Genomic DNA, 17080 nt, shown 5'->3' with positions numbered 1-17080 from the left:
CGGTCTTAGCCTGCGAGAAAAGAAGGTATGCGTCCGAAAACGCACCCCCCGGAACCGCCCGGAACCGCCCGGTACGCAAGATCATCAGGGAGCCCCCCATGACCGCACTTCCGCAGGAGCGCCGCGTCGTCACCGCCATTCCCGGCCCGAAGTCGCAGGAGCTTCAGGCCCGCCGTACCGCCGCGGTCGCGCAGGGCGTGGGCTCCGTGCTGCCCGTGTTCACCACCCGCGCGGGCGGCGGCATCATCGAGGACGTCGACGGCAACCGGCTCATCGACTTCGGTTCCGGTATCGCGGTGACGAGCGTCGGCGCGTCCGCCGAGGCCGTCGTGCGCCGGGCCTCCGCCCAGCTCGCCGACTTCACCCACACCTGTTTCATGGTCACCCCGTACGAGGGCTACGTGGAGGTCGCCGAGGCGCTGGCCGAGCTGACCCCGGGCGACCACGCCAAGAAGTCGGCGCTGTTCAACTCCGGCGCCGAGGCCGTCGAGAACGCCGTCAAGATCGCTCGCGCGTACACCAAGCGGCAGGCCGTGGTCGTGTTCGACCACGGTTACCACGGCCGGACCAACCTCACGATGGCGCTGACGGCGAAGAACATGCCGTACAAGCACGGCTTCGGACCGTTCGCGCCCGAGGTCTACCGCGTGCCGGTGGCGTACGGCTACCGCTGGCCGACCGGTGCGGAGAACGCCGGCCCGGAGGCCGCCGCGCAGGCCATCGACCAGATCACCAAGCAGGTCGGCCCGGACAACGTGGCGGCGATCATCATCGAGCCGGTGCTCGGCGAGGGCGGTTTCATCGAGCCGGCCAAGGGCTTCCTGCCGGAGATCGTGAAGTTCGCCAACGACAACGGCATCGTGTTCGTCGCCGACGAGATCCAGTCCGGTTTCTGCCGTACGGGCCAGTGGTTCGCGTGCGAGGACGAGGGCATCGTCCCGGACCTGATCACCACCGCCAAGGGCATCGCCGGCGGTCTGCCGCTGGCCGCCGTCACCGGCCGCGCGGAGATCATGGACGCCGCGCACGCGGGCGGCCTCGGTGGCACGTACGGCGGTAACCCCGTCGCCTGCGCGGGTGCGCTCGGCGCCATCGAGACCATGCGGGAGCTGGACCTCAACGGCAGGGCCAAGCGCATCGAGGAGATCATGAAGGGTCGCCTCACCGCCATGGCCGAGAAGTTCGACGTCATCGGCGACGTCCGTGGCCGTGGCGCGATGATCGCCGTCGAGCTGGTCAAGGACCGCACCACCAAGGAGCCGAACCCGGAGGCCACCGCCGCGCTGGCCAAGGCCTGCCACGCCGAGGGCCTGCTGGTCCTGACCTGCGGCACCTACGGCAACGTGCTGCGTTTCCTGCCCCCGCTCGTCATCGGCGAGGACCTGCTGAACGAGGGCCTCGACATCATCGAGCAGGCCTTCGCGGGCGTCTGAGTCGCACGTCCGAGCGACCCGTTCGCACCTCTGTGGGGCGCCTGCGGCAGGCCGTGTGAAGAAGGTGTGCGGGGTGGATGACGGGACCCGGTTCCGTCTGCCCAAGCGGCCCGGCCTGCCGTAGGTTTCCTCCAGATGAGAGATACACCCCGCCCACAGGGGACTGTGGGCGGCGCCGGGCCGAGGCCTCCCCAGCTTCGACCTGGTCGTGCCCTCGCGCACAGATCCGGCGCCTGACGGCTCCGGGATCTCCTCACCGATCGGACGGTCGCCGCCCCAAACCCCCCGGGGCGTGCGACGTTCCGGTCCACCCGGCCGCCCCGGAACGACCCCCCCTTGTTCCGGGGCGGCCGGCCTCCTTCCCCGTTTGTCTGCCAAGCTGGTCGCCGTGTCGACCTCAGCCCGCCGTGCCCTGTTCTCCGGCGTCCCGGCCGTCGCGGCCGTCCTGTTCCTGCTGATCACCTGGCAGGTCGTGGGGCACGGCCCGCTGCTGGGGCTGGACGCCCGGCTGAGCCGGGCCCTGGTCCGGCCGGACCGGTTCTCCGAACTCCTCTCCGACCTCGGCAACGTCCAGGTCGCCGTCCCCGCGCTCGCCGTGACCCTGGCGTACGCGGTCCGGTGGGGCCGTGCCACCGGCGCGGACCGGTGGTGGCTCCCGCCGCTGGCCGCGGCCGTGCTGATGGCTCTGGTCCCGGCGGTCGTCGTGCCGCTGAAGGACTTCACCGGCCGGCCGGGGACCCCTGTGGTGCCCCCGGCGACCGGCTACTTCCCGTCGGGTCACACGGTGACGGCGGTGGTCGCGTACGGCTCCGCGACCCTGCTCCTGCTGCCCGGGCTGCGCTCGCCCGCCGCCCGCCGCCTGCTGGTGGCCGGCTGTGCGGCGCTCGTCCTCGGGGTGTCGTACGGCCTGGTCCGCCGGGGCTGGCACTGGCCGCTGGACGTGGTGGCCGGCTGGTGCCTGGGCACGGTGCTGCTGACCGCCCTGATCCTGGTGGTCAGCCGAAGTAGGCGTCGAAGTTCTTCTGGAACGCCCAGTTCGCGTAGCGGTCCCAGTTCACCGACCACGTCATCAGACCGCGCAGGGCGGGCCAGGTGCCGTGGGGCGCGTACGAGCCGCAGTTCGTCTTCTTCGTGAGGCAGTCCAGGGCCTTGGTGACCTCGGACGGGGGGACGTAGCCGTTGCCCGCGTTCGTCGACGCCGGCATGCCGATGGCGACCTGGTCGGGGCGCAGCGGCGGGAAGACGTTGTTCGCGTCGCCGGCGACGGGGAAGCCGGTGAGGAGCATGTCGGTCATGGCGATGTGGAAGTCGGCGCCGCCCATGGAGTGGTACTGGTTGTCCAGGCCCATGATCGGGCCCGAGTTGTAGTCCTGGACGTGGAGCAGGGTCAGGTCGTCGCGCAGGGCGTGTATCACCGGGAGGTAGGCGCCGCAGCGCGGGTCCTGGCCGCCCCACTTGCCGGTGCCGTAGTACTGGTAGCCGTTCTGCACGAAGAAGGTCTCCGGGGCCATGGTCAGGACGAACCTGGCGCCGTACTTGGCCTTCAGCGTCTTCAGTGCCGAGATCAGGTTGACGATCGCGGGGGTGGTCGGGTTCCGGAAGTCGGTGTCGCCGGCGTTCAGGGACAGCGAGTGGCCCTCGAAGTCGACGTCGAGTCCGTCGAGGCCGTAGGTGTCGATGATCTTCGAGACGGAGGAGACGAAGGTGTCGCGGGCGGCCGTCGTGGTCAGCTGGACCTGGCCGTTCTGGCCGCCGATCGAGATCAGCACCTTCTTGCCGGCCGCCTGCTTGGCCTTGACCGCGGCCTTGAAGTCGGCGTCGCTCTCCACATCGGGGCACTGGGTGACCGGGCAGCGGTCGAAGCGGATGTCGCCGGAGGTGGCCGAGGTGGGCTCGCCGAAGGCCAGGTCGATGACGTCCCAGCTGTCGGGGACGTCCGCGAGGCGGGTGTAGCCGGCGCCGTTGGCGAAGCTCGCGTGGAGGTAGCCGACGAGGGCGTGGGCGGGCAGGTCGGCCGGGCCGCCGCCGGTGCCGGCGCCGGTCGTGGCGGTGACGGCCGCGGACTTCGCGGACTCGCCGGCGCCGTTGACGGCCGCGACCTGGAAGCTGTACGCGGTCGAGGCCGCGAGTGGGGACACGGTCGCCGACGTGCCGGTCACCGTCTGGACCCTGGCGCCGTCGCGGTAGACGGCGTAACCGGTGGCGCCGGTCACCGCCGACCAGGACAGGCCGACGGAGGACGAGGTCACGGAGGTGGTCCTGAGGCCGGCGGGCGCGGCGGGCGGCTGCCCGGTACCGCTGCCGCCGGGGCCGACGAGGGTGATGTCGTCGGCGTTGTAGGCGCCGGTGCCGTACCAGCCGTGAATGTTGATCGTGACCTTCGTGGTCGTCGGCCCGGTGCGGAAGGTGGTGCTCAGTTTCTGCCAGTCGGGTGCGGACTGGGTCCAGGTGGAGACGTCGGTGGTGCCGGTGCCGGTCGCGCCGAGGTAGACGTAGGAACCGCGGACGTAACCGGACAGGGTGTACTGCGCGTCGGGCTGGACGGTCACCGTCTGGCCGCACTGGGCGTTGTCGCCGCCCGTGGGGGTCGCCTGGAGGGCGGCCTTCCCGCTGTGCACGGGCGAGTCGACGGTCGTGCCGGCCGTGCAGGTCCAGCCGGTCAGGCCGGACTCGAAGCCGCCGTTGACGGCTGTGTCCGCGTCGGCCGCGCGGGCGGCCGACGAGAGCGCGGTGATACCGGGCACGGCCAGCAGTGCGGCCGTGAGCACGGTGAGGACGGTGCCGGGACGTCTGGGGCGATCCACAAGGGCCTCCGGGCTCAGGGGAGTTGTCGGGGCGGAGCGCACACAATTTGGTCCAGACCAATACCGTTGTCAAGGTGTCCGGGCGTCACCCGTCCGCGTACCTCCCCCGGGCCGGCCCCGCCACCGCCTCGTGCATCGCCAGTTCCAGCAGCGCCGGGTCGGTCAGCGTGCCCGAGCCGTCCGGCGGCACCAGCCAGCGCACTCCCCGGGTCGTCCGGCCCGGATACGGCACGACGATCCAGGTGCCGGCCCCGGCTGTGCGGATGCCGGTGCCGAGCCAGCGGGCCGCGGTGCCCGGCGGCACGAAGAACCCGACCCGGCTGTCGCCGAAGTCGGCGAGCACCGGGCCGGGCTGGTCGAGCATGCGGGTGAGCACGTCCAGGGTGGGATAACCGAGGTCACCCGGCAGGATGAGGACGTCCCACGCCTTGCCCGCGGGCAGCAGGGCGACCCCGAGGGCGTTGCGTTCCCACTCCCGGCGGCAGGCTCCGGGGTCCGGTGCGACGGATGCCAGCCAGTCGACCGCCGTCTTCGGCCCAGTCATCGAAGAACCTCCCTCTCTCATCCGACGCGGTCGCGTCACAGGGAGAGAGGGAGGTCCGGCCGGAGCATTACGCGGGTTTCCGGTCCTTCGCCACGCGGTCCGGGCCGGGGCTAGGGTCTTTCGTTCGGATCAGGCCGGACCCGCGAGCCCGGCATCATCCGAACGAGAGGGCCTAACTGTCGAAGCCCAGCCCGAGCCGGTCCATCGTCCGCAGCCACAGGTTGCGGCGGCCGCCGTGGGCGTCCGCGCGGGCCAGGGACCACTTGGTGAGGGCGATCCCGGTCCAGGCGAAGGGTTCCGGCGGGAACGGCAGCGGTTTCTTGCGGACCATCTCCAGCTCGGTCCGCTCGGTACGCTCCCCGTCCAGCAGGTCCAGCATGACGTCCGCGCCGAAGCGGGTCGCGCCGACACCGAGACCCGTGTAGCCGGCCGCGTAGGCCACGCGGCCCTGGTGCGCGGTGCCGAAGAACGCCGAGAAGCGGGAGCAGGTGTCGATCGCGCCGCCCCAGGCGTGGGTGAAACGGACGCCCTCCAGCTGCGGGAAGCAGGTGAAGAAGTGGCCGGCGAGCTTGGCGTACGTCTCGGGCCGGTCGTCGTACTCGGCGCGGACCCGGCCGCCGTACGGGTAGATGGCGTCGTAGCCGCCCCACAGGACGCGGTTGTCGGCGGAGAGCCGGAAGTAGTGGAACTGGTTCGCGCTGTCCCCCAGCCCCTGCCGGTTCTTCCAGCCGATCTCCGCCAGCTGACCGGGCGTGAGCGGTTCGGTCATCAGCGCGTAGTCGTAGACGGGGACGGTGTACGACCGCACGCGCCGCAGCAGGCTCGGGAAGATGTTCGTGCCGAGCGCCACCCCGCGGGCGCGGACCGCGCCGTACGGGGTGCTCACGGCCATGCCGGAGCCGTACCGCTTCAGGGTCAGCGCGGGCGTGTGCTCGTAGACCCGGACCCCGAGCCTGACGCACGCCTGCTTCAGGCCCCACGCCAGTTTCGCCGGGTGCAGCATGGCCACGCCCCTGCGGTCCCACAGGCCGGCCTGGAAGGTCGGCGAGTTCACCTGCTCGCGCACCGCCTCGGCGTCCAGGAACTCGATGCCGTCGGCAAGTCCCTTCTCCTCCAGTTCCCGGTGCCAGTCGCGCAGTTCCCAGGCCTGGTAGGTCTCGGTGGCGACGTCGATCTCACCGGTGCGTTCGAAGTCGCAGTCGATGCCGTGCCGGGCGACGGCGGCCTCGATCTCGTCGAGGTTGCGCCGGCCCAGTTCCTGGAGCCGGTGTATCTCGCCGGGCCACCGGGCGAGGCCGTTGGGCAGGCCGTGGGTGAGGGAGGCGGCGCAGAAGCCGCCGTTGCGGCCGGAGGCGGCCCAGCCCACCTCGCGGCCTTCCAGCAGCACCACATCGCGCTGCGGGTCGCGCTCCTTGGCGTTGAGCGCGGTCCACAGCCCGCTGTAGCCGCCGCCGACGACCAGCAGGTCGCAGGTCTCGGTGCCGGTGAGGGCGGGCCCGGCGGGCGGCTTGCCGGGGTCCTCCAGCCAGTACGGCACCGGCTGTGCCTCGGAGAGAGAGGCGGTCCAGTTGTCTCTGCCACGGCTCATGGCGCTCGGGGCCATGATTTCAACTCCCTACAGGGGCTCAAGCCTTGTGCTTGTTGCGGCGGTTGTTGACGGCCATCGACGTCAGCACGAACATCACGGCGACCAGGAACATGGCCGTGCCGATCACGTTGATCTGCACGGGTGTTCCGCGTTGCGCCGATCCCCACACGAACATGGGGAAGGTGACGGTCGAACCGGCGTTGAAGTTGGTGATGATGAAATCGTCGAAGGAGAGCGCGAAGGAGAGCAGCGCGCCCGCGGCGATCCCGGGTGCCGCGATGGGAAGGGTGACCCGCACAAAGGTCTGCACGGGACCGGCGTACAGATCCCGGGCGGCCTCCTCCAGACGCGGGTCCATCGACATCACGCGCGCCTTGACGGCGGTGACGACGAAGCTCAGGCAGAACATGATGTGCGCGATGAGGATCGTCCAGAAGCCCAGCTGAGCGCCCATGTTGAGGAACAGGGTGAGCAGCGAGGCGGCCATGACGACCTCGGGCATCGCCATCGGCAGGAAGATCAGCGAGTTGACGGCGCCGCGGGCGCGGAAGCGGTAACGGACCAGCGCGAAGGAGATCATCGTGCCGAGGACGGTGGCGCCGACCGTCGCCCACACGGCGATCTGGAGGCTGAGGGACAGCGAGCCGCACATGCCGGCGACGCCGCACGGGTCCTGCCAGGCGTCCGTGGAGAACTGCTGCCACTCGTAGTTGAAGCGTCCCTTCGGCCGGTTGAAGGAGAACACCGTGACGACGATGTTCGGCAGCAGCAGATAGGCGAGCGTCAGCAGTCCCGCGATGACGACGAGACGGCGCTTGAGCCAGTTGACGAGGATCATTTAGACCAGGTCCTCCGTCCCCGACCGGCGGATGTAGAGCGTGACCATGGCCAGGATCGCGGCCATGAGGATGAAGGAGAGCGCCGCCGCCGTCGGGTAGTCCAGGATGCGCAGGAACTGCGTCTGGATGACGTTGCCGATCATGCGGGTGTCGGTGGAGCCGAGGAGTTCGGCGTTGACGTAGTCACCGGCCGCCGGGATGAACGTCAGCAGGGTCCCGGAGACCACGCCCGGCATCGACAGCGGGAAGGTCACCTTGCGGAAGGTGGTCCAGGGCTTGGCGTACAGGTCGCCGGCCGCCTCGTGCAGCCGCCCGTCGATCCGCTCCAGCGAGCTGTACAGCGGCAGGATCATGAACGGCAGGAAGTTGTACGTCAGACCGCAGACGACCGCCAGCGGGGTGGCCAGCACCCGGTCGCCGGCCGTCCAGCCGAGCCAGTCGGTCAGGTCCAGGATGTGCAGCGCGTTCAGCGTGTGCACGATCGGGCCGCTGTCGGCGAGGATCGTCTTCCAGGCGAGGGTGCGGATCAGGAAGCTGGTGAAGAACGGGGCGATCACCAGGACCATGATCAGGTTCCGCCAGCGGCCCGCCCGGAAGGCGATCAGATAGGCGAGCGGGTAGCCGAGGAGCAGGCAGAGGACGGTCGCGGCGGCGGCGTAGAGGACGGACCGCAGGAACTGCGGCCAGTACTCGGACAGGGCGTCCCAGTACGTCGCCAGGTGCCAGGTGACCTTGTAACCCTGTTCCAGGGAGCCGGTCTGCACGGACGTGGAGGCCTGGTAGAGCATCGGCAGCGCGAAGAACACGACCAGCCACAGCAGGCCAGGCAGCAGCAGCCAGTACGGCGTGAACCGGCCGCGCCTGCGCGGGGGCCGCTTCTCCGGGGCGGTCGGACTGAGCGGCGGGGGCGCCTCGGTGAGCGTCGACATCAGGCGGCGACCTCTTCCCCGGTGCCCGCGTCGATGTCCTGCGCCGCGTCGAGGCCGAAGGTGTGCGCCGGGCTCCAGTGCAGGACCACCTCGGCGCCGGGGACGAGCCGGCCGTCGCGCTCGACGTTCTGCACGTACACCGACAGCTCCTCGCAGACGGGGCTGTCGATGACGTACTGCGTGGAGACACCGATGAAACTGGCGTCGGCGATTCGGCCGGTGACGCGGTTGCGGCCCGCGGGGACCGAGCCGGCGTCGTCGGCGTGCGTGAGGGAGATCTTCTCCGGGCGGATGCCGACCAGCACCGTGCCGCCGGCCGTCGTCGGGGCCGAACACCGCGCCTCGGGCAGCACCAGCTTGCCGCCGCCCGCGGTGAGCACGAGGTCGTCGCCGCTCCTGGTGTCGACCTCGGCGCGGATGAGGTTGGAGGTGCCGAGGAAGTTCGCGACGAAGGTGGTCCGCGGGTTCTCGTAGAGGTCGGCCGGCGAGCCGAGCTGCTCGACCCGGCCGCCGTTCATCACGGCGACCGTGTCGGCCATGGTCATGGCCTCCTCCTGGTCGTGCGTGACGTGGACGAAGGTGATGCCGACCTCGGTCTGGATCCGCTTGAGCTCCAGCTGCATCTGGCGGCGCAGCTTGAGGTCGAGGGCGCCGAGGGGCTCGTCGAGGAGGAGCACCTTCGGGTGGTTGATGAGGGCGCGGGCGACGGCCACGCGCTGCTGCTGGCCACCGGAGAGCTGGTGCGGTTTCTTGCGCGCCTGCTCGCCCAGCTGGACCAGGTCCAGCATCTCCTCGACCTGCTTCTTCACGCTCTTCACGCCGCGCCGGCGCAGTCCGAAGGCGACGTTCTCGAAGATGTCCAGGTGCGGGAAGAGGGCGTAGGACTGGAAGACCGTGTTCACGGGCCGCTTGTACGGCGGCAGGTGGGTGACGTCCTGCTCACCGAGGCGGACGGTGCCCGACGTGGGTTCCTCCAGGCCGGCGATCATGCGCAGGGTGGTGGTCTTGCCGCAGCCGGAGGCGCCGAGCAGGGCGAAGAAGGAGCCCTGGGGCACGGTCAGGTCCAGCGGGTGTACGGCGGTGAAGGAGCCGTAGGTCTTGGAGATGCCGGAGAGGCGGACGTCGCCGCTGTTGTCTGGTGTCGTCTTCATCGTCGTCGTCACGCCCCTGTGAGCTTCGCGAACTTCTCTTCGTAGGCCGTCTCTTCCTTCTGGCTCAGGGAGCGGAAGGCATGGGACCTCGCCTGCATGGCCTGGTCGGGGACGATCAGCGGGTTGTCCGCCGCGCCCTTGTCGATCTTCGCAAGGTACGGCTTCACCCCGTCGACCGGCGTCACGTAGTTGATGTACGCGGCCAGTTCCGCGGCCTGCCGGGGCTCGTAGTAGAAGTCGATGAGCCGCTCGGCGTTCGTCTTGTGGCGCGCCCTGTTCGGCACGCACATGTTGTCGGTCGATGTCATGTAGCCGCTGTCCGGGACGACGAAGTCGACGTCCGGGCTGTCCGCCTTGAGCTGGACGACGTCGCCCGCCCACGCCACGCAGGCCGCGAAGTCGCCCTTGGTGAGGTCGGACGTGTAGTCGTTGCCGGTGAAGCGGCGGATCTGGCCCTTGTCTACGGCCTTCTGTAGACGGGCGACGGCCGCGTCGAAGTCGTCGTCGGTGAACTTCCCCGGGTCCTTGCCCATGTCGAGCAGGGTCATGCCGACGGAGTCACGCATCTCCGACAGGAAGCCGACGCGTCCCTTGAGCCGGGGGTTGTCCAGCAGGTCGGAGACCGAGGTGACCTCGATGCCGTCGAGCGCCTTCCGGTTGTAGGCGATGACGGTGGAGATGCCCTGCCAGGGGTACGAGTACGCCCGCCCCGGGTCCCAGTCCGGGTCGCGGAACTGGGCCGAGAGGTTGCTGTAGGCGTGCGGCAGGTTCGACGGGTCCAGTTTCTGGACCCAGCCGAGGCGGATGAGCCGGGCGGCCAGCCAGTCGGTCAGGACGATGATGTCGCGGCCGGTGTCCTGGCCCGCGGCGAGCTGCGGCTTGATCTTGCCGAAGAACTCGTTGTTGTCGTTGATGTCCTCGGTGTACCTGACCGTGATCCCGGTCCGCCTGCGGAAGGTGTCGAGGGTCGGGTGGCGCTTGCCCTTGTCGTCGACGTCGATGTACTCGGTCCAGTTGGAGAAGTTCACCACCTTCTCCTTGGCCGAGTGGTCCTCGGCGGAGGTGCCGCCCCGGCTCTTGCCCGCCGCGGGGATCCCGCAGCCGCTCAGCGCCCCGAGGCCGCCGGCCGCGAGCGCACCGCCGGCGGACGCCCGCAGCAGCGACCGGCGGGTCAGGCCGGCCCTGCCGTTGCGGAGACTGCGCCGCATGGCCGCGACTTGCGGCGGGGTCAGGCGGTCGGGCTCGTACTGCTCCATGCGCGTGGTGCCCTTTCGTCAGGGATCGGCCCGGTCACTGGCCTACTCGTCGCTAGCGGTCCCCGAAGATCGTGCGGTGCCAGTCCTTCCGCGCCACCGCCGTGTTGTCGAACATTACGTGTTTGACCTGCGTGTACTCCTCGAACGAGTACGCCGACATGTCCTTGCCGAAGCCGGAGGCCTTGTAGCCGCCGTGCGGCATCTCACTGATGATCGGAATGTGGTCGTTGATCCACACGCAGCCCGCCTTGATCTCGCGGGTGGCGCGGTTCGCGCGGTAGACGTCGCGGCTCCACGCGGAGGCGGCGAGGCCGTACGGCGTGTCGTTGGCCAGCCGGATGCCCTCATCATCACCGTCGAACGGAAGGACGACCAGTACCGGGCCGAAAATCTCGGACCGGACGACCTCGCTGTCCTGAGGGGCGCCGGCGATCAGCGTGGGCCGGTAGTAGGCGCCCTTCCCGAGGTCTCCCCCGGGAGCCTCGCCGCCGGTCACCACGCGTGCGTAGGCACGCGCCCGGTCCACGAAGCCGGCGACACGGTCGCGCTGGACGTGCGAGATCAGCGGCCCGAGGTCGGTGCCGGGCGCGAACGGGTCCCCGAGCCGCACGGTCTCCATCAGCGCGGCCGTCCGCTCGACGAACGCCTCGTACAGCGGTCGCTGCACGTACGCGCGCGTGGCGGCCGTGCAGTCCTGGCCGGTGTTGATGAGCGCGCCGGCGACCGCGCCGTGGACGGCGGCCTCCAGGTCGGCGTCGTCGAAGACGACGAAGGGTGCCTTGCCGCCCAGCTCCAGGTGCAGCCGTTTGACGGTGGCGGTGGCGACCTCGGCGACCCGCTTGCCGACGCCGGTGGATCCGGTGAAGGAGGTCATGGCCACGTCCGGGTGGCCGACCAGGTGCTCCCCGGCCTCCCGCCCGGTCCCGGTGACGATGTTGACCACCCCGTCCGGGATCCCCGCGTCGGTGGCGGCCTGGGCGAACAACAGCGAGGTCAGCGGGGTCAGCTCGGCGGGCTTCAGCACGATGGTGTTGCCCGCGGCGATCGCCGGGAGGATCTTCCAGGCGGCCATCTGGAGCGGGTAGTTCCAGGGCGCGATCGAGCCGACGACCCCGATGGGCTCGCGCCGGACGTACGACGTGTGGTCGCCGGAGTACTCACCGGCGGACTGTCCCTGGAGGTGCCGGGCGGCGCCCGCGAAGAACGCGGTGTTGTCGATGGTGCCCGGCACGTCGAACTCGCGGGTGAGCTTGAGCGGCTTGCCGCACTGGAGGGACTCGGCACGGGCGAAGTCCTCGGCGCGGTCGGCGAGCACCGCGGCGAACCGGTGCAGGGCGTCCGATCGCTCGCCCGGGGTCGTGGCGGCCCAGCCCGGGAAGGCCGCGCGCGCGGCGGCGACGGCCGCGTCGACGTCGTCGGCGCCGGCCAGTTCGTACGTGAACACCCCCTCGCCGCTCGCGGGGTCGACCACGGTGTGCGTGCGGCCCGAGGTGCCCCTGGTCAGCCGGCCGGCGATGAACTGCGCGCCGGCCGCGAAGCGGTCCTGCGCGGGGAATCGTTCCGGGGTGGCGGTGCCCGGGTTGTGCATGTCGCTCTCCTCCGCCGTTCGCCCCGTCCCGGTGGGCGGGTGGCGTAGCTCCAGCTCGATTTGAGTGCCGATCCTGGCAGAGGCAATGGCCCTCAACAAGTGATTCCGTTGTTGCCTTTTGGTTACGCGACGGAATCTGTCGACCAGGTGTCGAGTCGGAGGGGAAAAGGACGGACGGACTGTCAGTGGTGCGTGCCACACTCGCGTGCATGGGGAAGATCGACGGGCTGGAAGCCCTGATCAGAGAGGTCCGGGCCGGGTCCAGGCTCAAGTACCTCCACTTCTGGGGGCACCGGCCGCGGCCCGACGGCCGGATCGGAGCGAGCTGTCTCAGCCAGTGGTGGCCGTCACCGTTCGTGGTGGACGGGGTGGAGTACGCGACGGCCGAGCACTGGATGATGGCCGGCAAGGCCCGGCTGTTCGGGGACGCGCAGGCGGAGCGGCGGGTGCTGGCCGCACAGCATCCCGCCGAGGCGAAGAAGGCGGGCCGCCTGGTCCGGGACTTCGACGACGCGGCCTGGGAGCGGGAGCGCTTCCGGATCGTGGCCGAGGGCAGCGTGCACAAGTTCGCGGCCCACCAGAACCTGCTTCAGTACCTGCTCGGCACCGGCGACCGGGTCCTGGTGGAGGCCAGCCCTGTCGACCGGGTGTGGGGCATCGGCCTGGCGGCGGACGACGACGCGGCCTGCGACCCGGAGCGCTGGCAGGGCCGGAACCTGCTGGGCTTCGCCCTGATGGAGGCCCGGGAGAGACTGGCTGGGGCCGGGGCCTGAGCGGGGGCCGGGGCCCGTCGGGAGGTGGGGGTCCTCAGGTGTACACCGCGACGGCGAAGGCGAACAGGCCTGCCACCAGGACGATCCCCGCGGCCCCGCAGATGATGCCGGCCAGGGCCACACCCGGGTTGGTCGCCTCGCCGTGGCGGACCTTGGACCTGCCCACCGCGCCGAAGATCACCGCCAGGACTCCGAGCACCAGGGCCACCGGCCACAACAGGAAGCCGGCCGCCGCGATGATGCCCAGCACCAGCGAGGCCGTCCCCATGCCGTTGCTCGGAAGCGGCTGCGTTCCGGGCCAGGCGTATCCGGTGCCGCCGGGGTAGGGGCCGCTGCCGTACGGGGCGTGCGGGGGGCCCGGGTAGCCGTACGCCGGTGCTGTGCCCGGGTAGCCGTACGGCACCTGGCCGGGACCGTCGGGGGCGATGGGTGGCGGCGGCACCGGTTCCGCTCCCCGCTGGCCGGCGGGAGGCACGGGCGGAGCGTAGGGGTTCGGCTGCGGGACGGCGGCGGGCGGCGCGAACGGGTTCGGCTGCGGGGCCGAGGCCGACGGCGGCGGCGCGAACGGGTTGCCCTGCGAGGCCGGAGGCTGGGCCGGGGCCGGCGGTGCGTACGGGTTCGGCTGCGGGGCCGGGGTCGTGGGGGCGGAGCCGGCGGCCGGGCTCGCCCATGGCGCGGGGGCGGCGCCGGCGGGCGCGTCCGGTGCCGCGGGGAACGCGGTCAGCGTCCGCTGGTCGTGGACCGGACCGGGGCCACAGGCAGGACCGGAACCGGGCACCGGGAGCGCGTCCCGCACCGGTGACTCCTCCGCTGCCGGTGCCGCCCGCGCCCCGTCCTTGTCCAGGGAGACCCGGGGCGTTCCGGATCCGTGCCCGGCGGCCGGCTCCCCCGGCATGGACTGCGGCACCTCGTCGGACATGGTGGACGGACCCCTCTGCTGGACGTCCCGTCATGCTACGGGCAGGCCGGGGCACCGCGGCCCACGGCCTACGATGATCCGGCGTCACCGATCAGCCGATCACCGCGCCCGGACGACCGACGCCGTCCCGCGGCGCCCGTCCCGGGGAGGACCCCTTGACCGACAGCTCCGTACCCGCCGCCGGCACCACCGGACGCGATCTGCGCGCCTTCATCGCCGGGCTGCCCAAGGCCGAGCTGCACGTGCACCACGTCGGCTCCGCCTCCCCGCGGATCGTCTCCGAACTGGCCGCCCGGCACCCCGACTCCAGGGTCCCCACCGACCCCGAGGCCCTGGCCGACTACTTCACCTTCACGGACTTCGCGCACTTCATCGAGGTGTACCTGTCGGTCGTGGACCTCATCCGCACCCCGGAGGACGTCCGGCTGCTCACCTACGAGGTGGCCCGGGACCTGGCCCGGCAGCAGGTGCGATACGCCGAGCTGACCATCACCCCCTTCTCCTCCACCCGCCGCGGGATCGAGGAGCAGTCCTTCATGGCCGCGATCGAGGACGCCCGCAAGGCGGCCGAGGCCGAGTTCGGGACCGTACTGCGCTGGTGCTTCGACATACCCGGCGAGGCCGGTCTCGAGGCGGCCGAGGAGACCACGCGGCTGGCCACCGACGACCGGATCCGCCCGGAGGGTCTGGTGTCGTTCGGACTCGGCGGACCCGAGATCGGCGTGCCCCGGCCGCAGTTCAAGCCGCACTTCGACCGGGCCCTCGCCGCCGGTCTGCACTCCGTTCCCCATGCCGGTGAGACGACCGGCCCGCAGACGGTGTGGGACGCGCTGACCGAACTGCGCGCCGAGCGGATCGGGCACGGCACCAGCTCCGCGCGTGATCCCCGGCTGCTCGCCCACCTCGCCGAGCACCGCATCCCGCTGGAGGTGTGCCCGACCTCCAACATCGCCACCCGCGCGGTCCGCACCCTGGAGGAGCACCCGCTGGCGGAGTTCACGCGCGCCGGGGTGCTGGTCACGATCAACTCGGACGACCCGCCGATGTTCGGCACCGATCTCAGCAACGAGTACGCGGTGGCCGCCCGCCTCCTCGACCTGGACGAGCGCGGTCTCGCCGACCTCGCGAAGAACGCCGTCGAGGCCTCGTTCCTGGACGCGGAGGGCAAGGCACGGATCACCTCGGAGATCGACACGTACACCGCCGGGCGGCTCGCCTCCTGACGCCCACCACAATGGGGCCATGCAGACCGTGACCGCCGTGGCCCACCGCGGCGACCCCTACCGTTTCCGCGAGAACACGACCGGCTCGCTGCGTTCCGCGCTCGACCGGGGCGCGGACGCCGTCGAGATCGACGTACGGCTCACCCGCGACGGCGTCCCCGTGCTGCTGCACGACGACACGCTCCAGCGGCTGTGGGGAGTGGAGCGACCGCTGCGCGCGCTCTCCGCCGAGGAGGTGCGCGGCCTCACGGCGGGCGGTGTGCCGACGCTGGCGGAGGCGCTGGCCGCGACCGGTGACAGCCGGGTGATGGTGGACCTGTGCGGACGGGTCGACCGCCGGACGGTCGAGCGGGTCCTGGACGTCGTACGGCAGAGCGACGCCCGGGACCGGGCGTACTACTGCGCGGGCGCCGAGGCGATGCTCGCCGTCCGGGCCGCCGACCCTGCCGCCGAGATCGCCCTGACCTGGACGTCCCTGGCGCCGCCCCGGCCCGCGCTGCTGGCGGCGGTCCGCCCCCGCTGGCTCAACTACCGCTTCTCGCTGGTCGACCGGGGGCTGGTCGCCCGGGTCCACCGCGAGGGCTGCCTGCTGTCGGTGTGGACGCCGGACACCCGCCGCGCCATGCGCCGGCTGCTGGACCTCGGCGTCGACTCGATCACGACGAACCGTATCGACGTCCTGCACACCCTGCGCGCCCCCGGGTGACTCCGCCGCTCCCGGGGGACCGGACGCCCCCGTAGGGGTGATCCCTGGCATTTCCCGCAGGCGGACGGCCGGTTGTTCGGGGCCGAGCGGGGGTCGGACGCCCTCCTCGGTGAGGATCCGCCCTCCGCCCCGGCGCCGGAGGATGATCTCGCATCTTCCCTCCGATCTCCTCAAGGAGTCCCATGCGCCCAAGCAGCCGCTCCCTCCTCCTGGCCGCCGGTCTGGTCGCCGCTCTGGCCGCCGGTCCGCCGGCCGCGCCCGCGTCCGCCGCTCCGGTGGCGCGGGCCGTCGGCGGCGCCACGGCCGGCCCGGACAGCGAGGCCCTATCCGCCGCGATCGCAGGGCTCCCCGACCAGGACGCCACCGCCGCGCTGTTGCGCGTCGGCGGCGACGGGACCTGGCGTGGAACGGCCGGCGTACGGGACGTCAGGACCGGGGCCCCGGCGCTGGAGAACGGGCGGTTCCGCGCCGGCTCGGTGACGAAGGTGGTCACCGCGTCGATCGTGCTCCAGCTGGCCGCGGAGGGCCGGATCGACCTGGACGGCACCGTGCAGCAGTACCTGCCGGGCCTGCTCACCGACGAGTTCGCCCCCGTCACTGTACGGCAGCTGCTCGACTACACCAGCGGCCTGCGCCCGGGGGCGTCGCTCGGCGACACGGTCGAGGACGGTTACCCGCACCGCTTCGAGACGCTGACGCCCCGGCAGGTCGTGGCGGTCTCCGTCGCACAGGGCCCGGCGCACGCGCCGGGCGCGCGGCAGGACTACGGCAACATCCACTACACCGTGCTCGGCATGCTCATCGAGAAGGTGACCGGTGACGCGTACGCGCACCAGGCCGAGGTGCGGATCTTCCGGCCGCTCGGCATGCGGCACAGTTCCTTCCCGGCCGGCGGGGATCCCCGCATCCACGGGCCGCACAACCGCGGTTACGACTGGATCGACGGCAAGCTGGTCGACGTGACCGACTGGAACATGACCGACCGCTTCGCCGCCGGCGACCTGATCTCGACGAACGCCGACCTGGAGCGGCTGCTGGTGGGGCTGTTCCGTGGCCGGGTGGTGCCCGAGCCGCAGCTGACGGAGATGTTCACGCTGCCCGACGTGCCCGGGGCGCGGTACGGGGCGGGGCTGGAACGGTTCGAGCTGAACGGCCGGGTGATCTGGGGCAAGACCGGTTCGCGCCCGGGATACGCGACGGTGATCGCGGCGACCCGGGACCTGTCCCGCACCCTGGTCTACTCGGTCGACTCCACGGACGCGAAGGGCGACGGCCTCACCGTCGCCCAGCGTTTCGCGTTCCCCGCGTTCAACCGCTGACGTACCGC

General features: G+C 71.3%; 13 protein-coding genes and 2 pseudogenes. 6 read left to right on the top strand and 9 right to left on the bottom strand.

What is annotated here, in order from left to right; translation table 11 throughout:
* The first annotated feature begins 98 nt into the window (after positions 1 to 98).
* Together gabT and ACF1BE_RS24910 are read left to right on the top strand one after the other, a co-directional pair.
* Positions 99 to 1433: a 4-aminobutyrate--2-oxoglutarate transaminase gene (gene gabT, locus ACF1BE_RS24915; RefSeq protein ID WP_392201236.1), complete on the top strand. Its 1335-nt coding sequence runs from the start codon at positions 99 to 101 to the stop codon at positions 1431 to 1433.
* Between the two features lie 388 nt (positions 1434 to 1821).
* Positions 1822 to 2487 (top strand): annotated as a pseudogene (locus tag ACF1BE_RS24910) (phosphatase PAP2 family protein); the annotation flags it as partial.
* Here ACF1BE_RS24910 and ACF1BE_RS24905 read toward each other — a convergent pair.
* The 8 genes from ACF1BE_RS24905 to ACF1BE_RS24870 form a co-directional block, all read right to left on the bottom strand.
* Complete coding sequence (locus ACF1BE_RS24905; protein WP_392201235.1) at positions 2429 to 4237, bottom strand: chitinase; 1809 nt, start codon at positions 4235 to 4237, stop codon at positions 2429 to 2431. The pseudogene ACF1BE_RS24910 and the gene ACF1BE_RS24905 overlap by 59 nt on opposite strands.
* Positions 4238 to 4322: 85 nt before the next feature.
* Positions 4323 to 4781, bottom strand: a complete 459-nt coding sequence (locus ACF1BE_RS24900) for a hypothetical protein (RefSeq protein ID WP_392201234.1) — start codon at positions 4779 to 4781, stop codon at positions 4323 to 4325.
* A gap of 172 nt (positions 4782 to 4953) precedes the next feature.
* Positions 4954 to 6384: an NAD(P)/FAD-dependent oxidoreductase gene (locus tag ACF1BE_RS24895; RefSeq protein ID WP_392201233.1), complete on the bottom strand. Its 1431-nt coding sequence runs from the start codon at positions 6382 to 6384 to the stop codon at positions 4954 to 4956.
* Positions 6385 to 6406: 22 nt separating this feature from the next.
* Complete coding sequence (locus ACF1BE_RS24890; RefSeq protein ID WP_392201232.1) at positions 6407 to 7207, bottom strand: ABC transporter permease; 801 nt, start codon at positions 7205 to 7207, stop codon at positions 6407 to 6409.
* Positions 7208 to 8137, bottom strand: a complete 930-nt coding sequence (locus ACF1BE_RS24885; RefSeq protein WP_392201231.1) for an ABC transporter permease — start codon at positions 8135 to 8137, stop codon at positions 7208 to 7210. It lies immediately after the preceding gene.
* The gene (locus ACF1BE_RS24880; RefSeq protein WP_392201230.1) at positions 8137 to 9288 is read right to left on the bottom strand and encodes an ABC transporter ATP-binding protein; all 1152 of its coding nucleotides are present in this window, start codon (positions 9286 to 9288) and stop codon (positions 8137 to 8139) included. The genes ACF1BE_RS24885 and ACF1BE_RS24880 overlap by 1 nt, the downstream gene beginning before the upstream one ends.
* Positions 9289 to 9296: 8 nt before the next feature.
* On the bottom strand, positions 9297 to 10544 hold the full coding sequence (locus ACF1BE_RS24875; protein WP_392201229.1) for a spermidine/putrescine ABC transporter substrate-binding protein: 1248 nt from the start codon (positions 10542 to 10544) through the stop codon (positions 9297 to 9299).
* Positions 10545 to 10596: 52 nt separating this feature from the next.
* Positions 10597 to 12132, bottom strand: coding sequence for a gamma-aminobutyraldehyde dehydrogenase (locus tag ACF1BE_RS24870; protein ID WP_392201228.1), 1536 nt, complete (start codon positions 12130 to 12132; stop codon positions 10597 to 10599).
* Positions 12133 to 12341: 209 nt separating this feature from the next.
* On the opposite strand from ACF1BE_RS24870, the gene ACF1BE_RS24865 reads away from it, so the two are divergent.
* The gene (locus ACF1BE_RS24865; protein ID WP_392201227.1) at positions 12342 to 12905 is read left to right on the top strand and encodes an NADAR family protein; all 564 of its coding nucleotides are present in this window, start codon (positions 12342 to 12344) and stop codon (positions 12903 to 12905) included.
* A 34-nt stretch (positions 12906 to 12939) separates the two neighbouring features.
* Here ACF1BE_RS24865 and ACF1BE_RS24860 read toward each other — a convergent pair whose 3' ends face one another.
* The gene (locus ACF1BE_RS24860) at positions 12940 to 13824 is read right to left on the bottom strand and encodes a DUF4190 domain-containing protein (RefSeq protein WP_392201226.1); all 885 of its coding nucleotides are present in this window, start codon (positions 13822 to 13824) and stop codon (positions 12940 to 12942) included.
* Between the two features lie 18 nt (positions 13825 to 13842).
* On the opposite strand from ACF1BE_RS24860, the pseudogene ACF1BE_RS24855 reads away from it, so the two are divergent.
* From ACF1BE_RS24855 to ACF1BE_RS24845, 3 genes and pseudogenes are all read left to right on the top strand, one after another.
* Positions 13843 to 15047 (top strand): annotated as a pseudogene (locus ACF1BE_RS24855) (adenosine deaminase).
* Between the two features lie 19 nt (positions 15048 to 15066).
* Positions 15067 to 15753 (top strand): glycerophosphodiester phosphodiesterase, encoded by a 687-nt coding sequence (locus tag ACF1BE_RS24850; protein WP_392201225.1) that lies wholly within the window; start codon positions 15067 to 15069, stop codon positions 15751 to 15753.
* Between the two features lie 182 nt (positions 15754 to 15935).
* A complete protein-coding gene (locus ACF1BE_RS24845; protein WP_392201224.1) occupies positions 15936 to 17072 on the top strand; it encodes a serine hydrolase domain-containing protein in 1137 nt (378 codons plus the stop codon).
* The last annotated feature ends 8 nt before the right edge of the window (positions 17073 to 17080 follow it).

Source organism: Streptomyces sp. NPDC014991 (genome assembly GCF_043080665.1).
GTDB lineage: Bacteria > Actinomycetota > Actinomycetes > Streptomycetales > Streptomycetaceae > Streptomyces.
The sequence above is the reverse complement of the archived record's forward strand: the minus strand, read 5'-3'. Positions and strand labels throughout refer to the sequence as shown.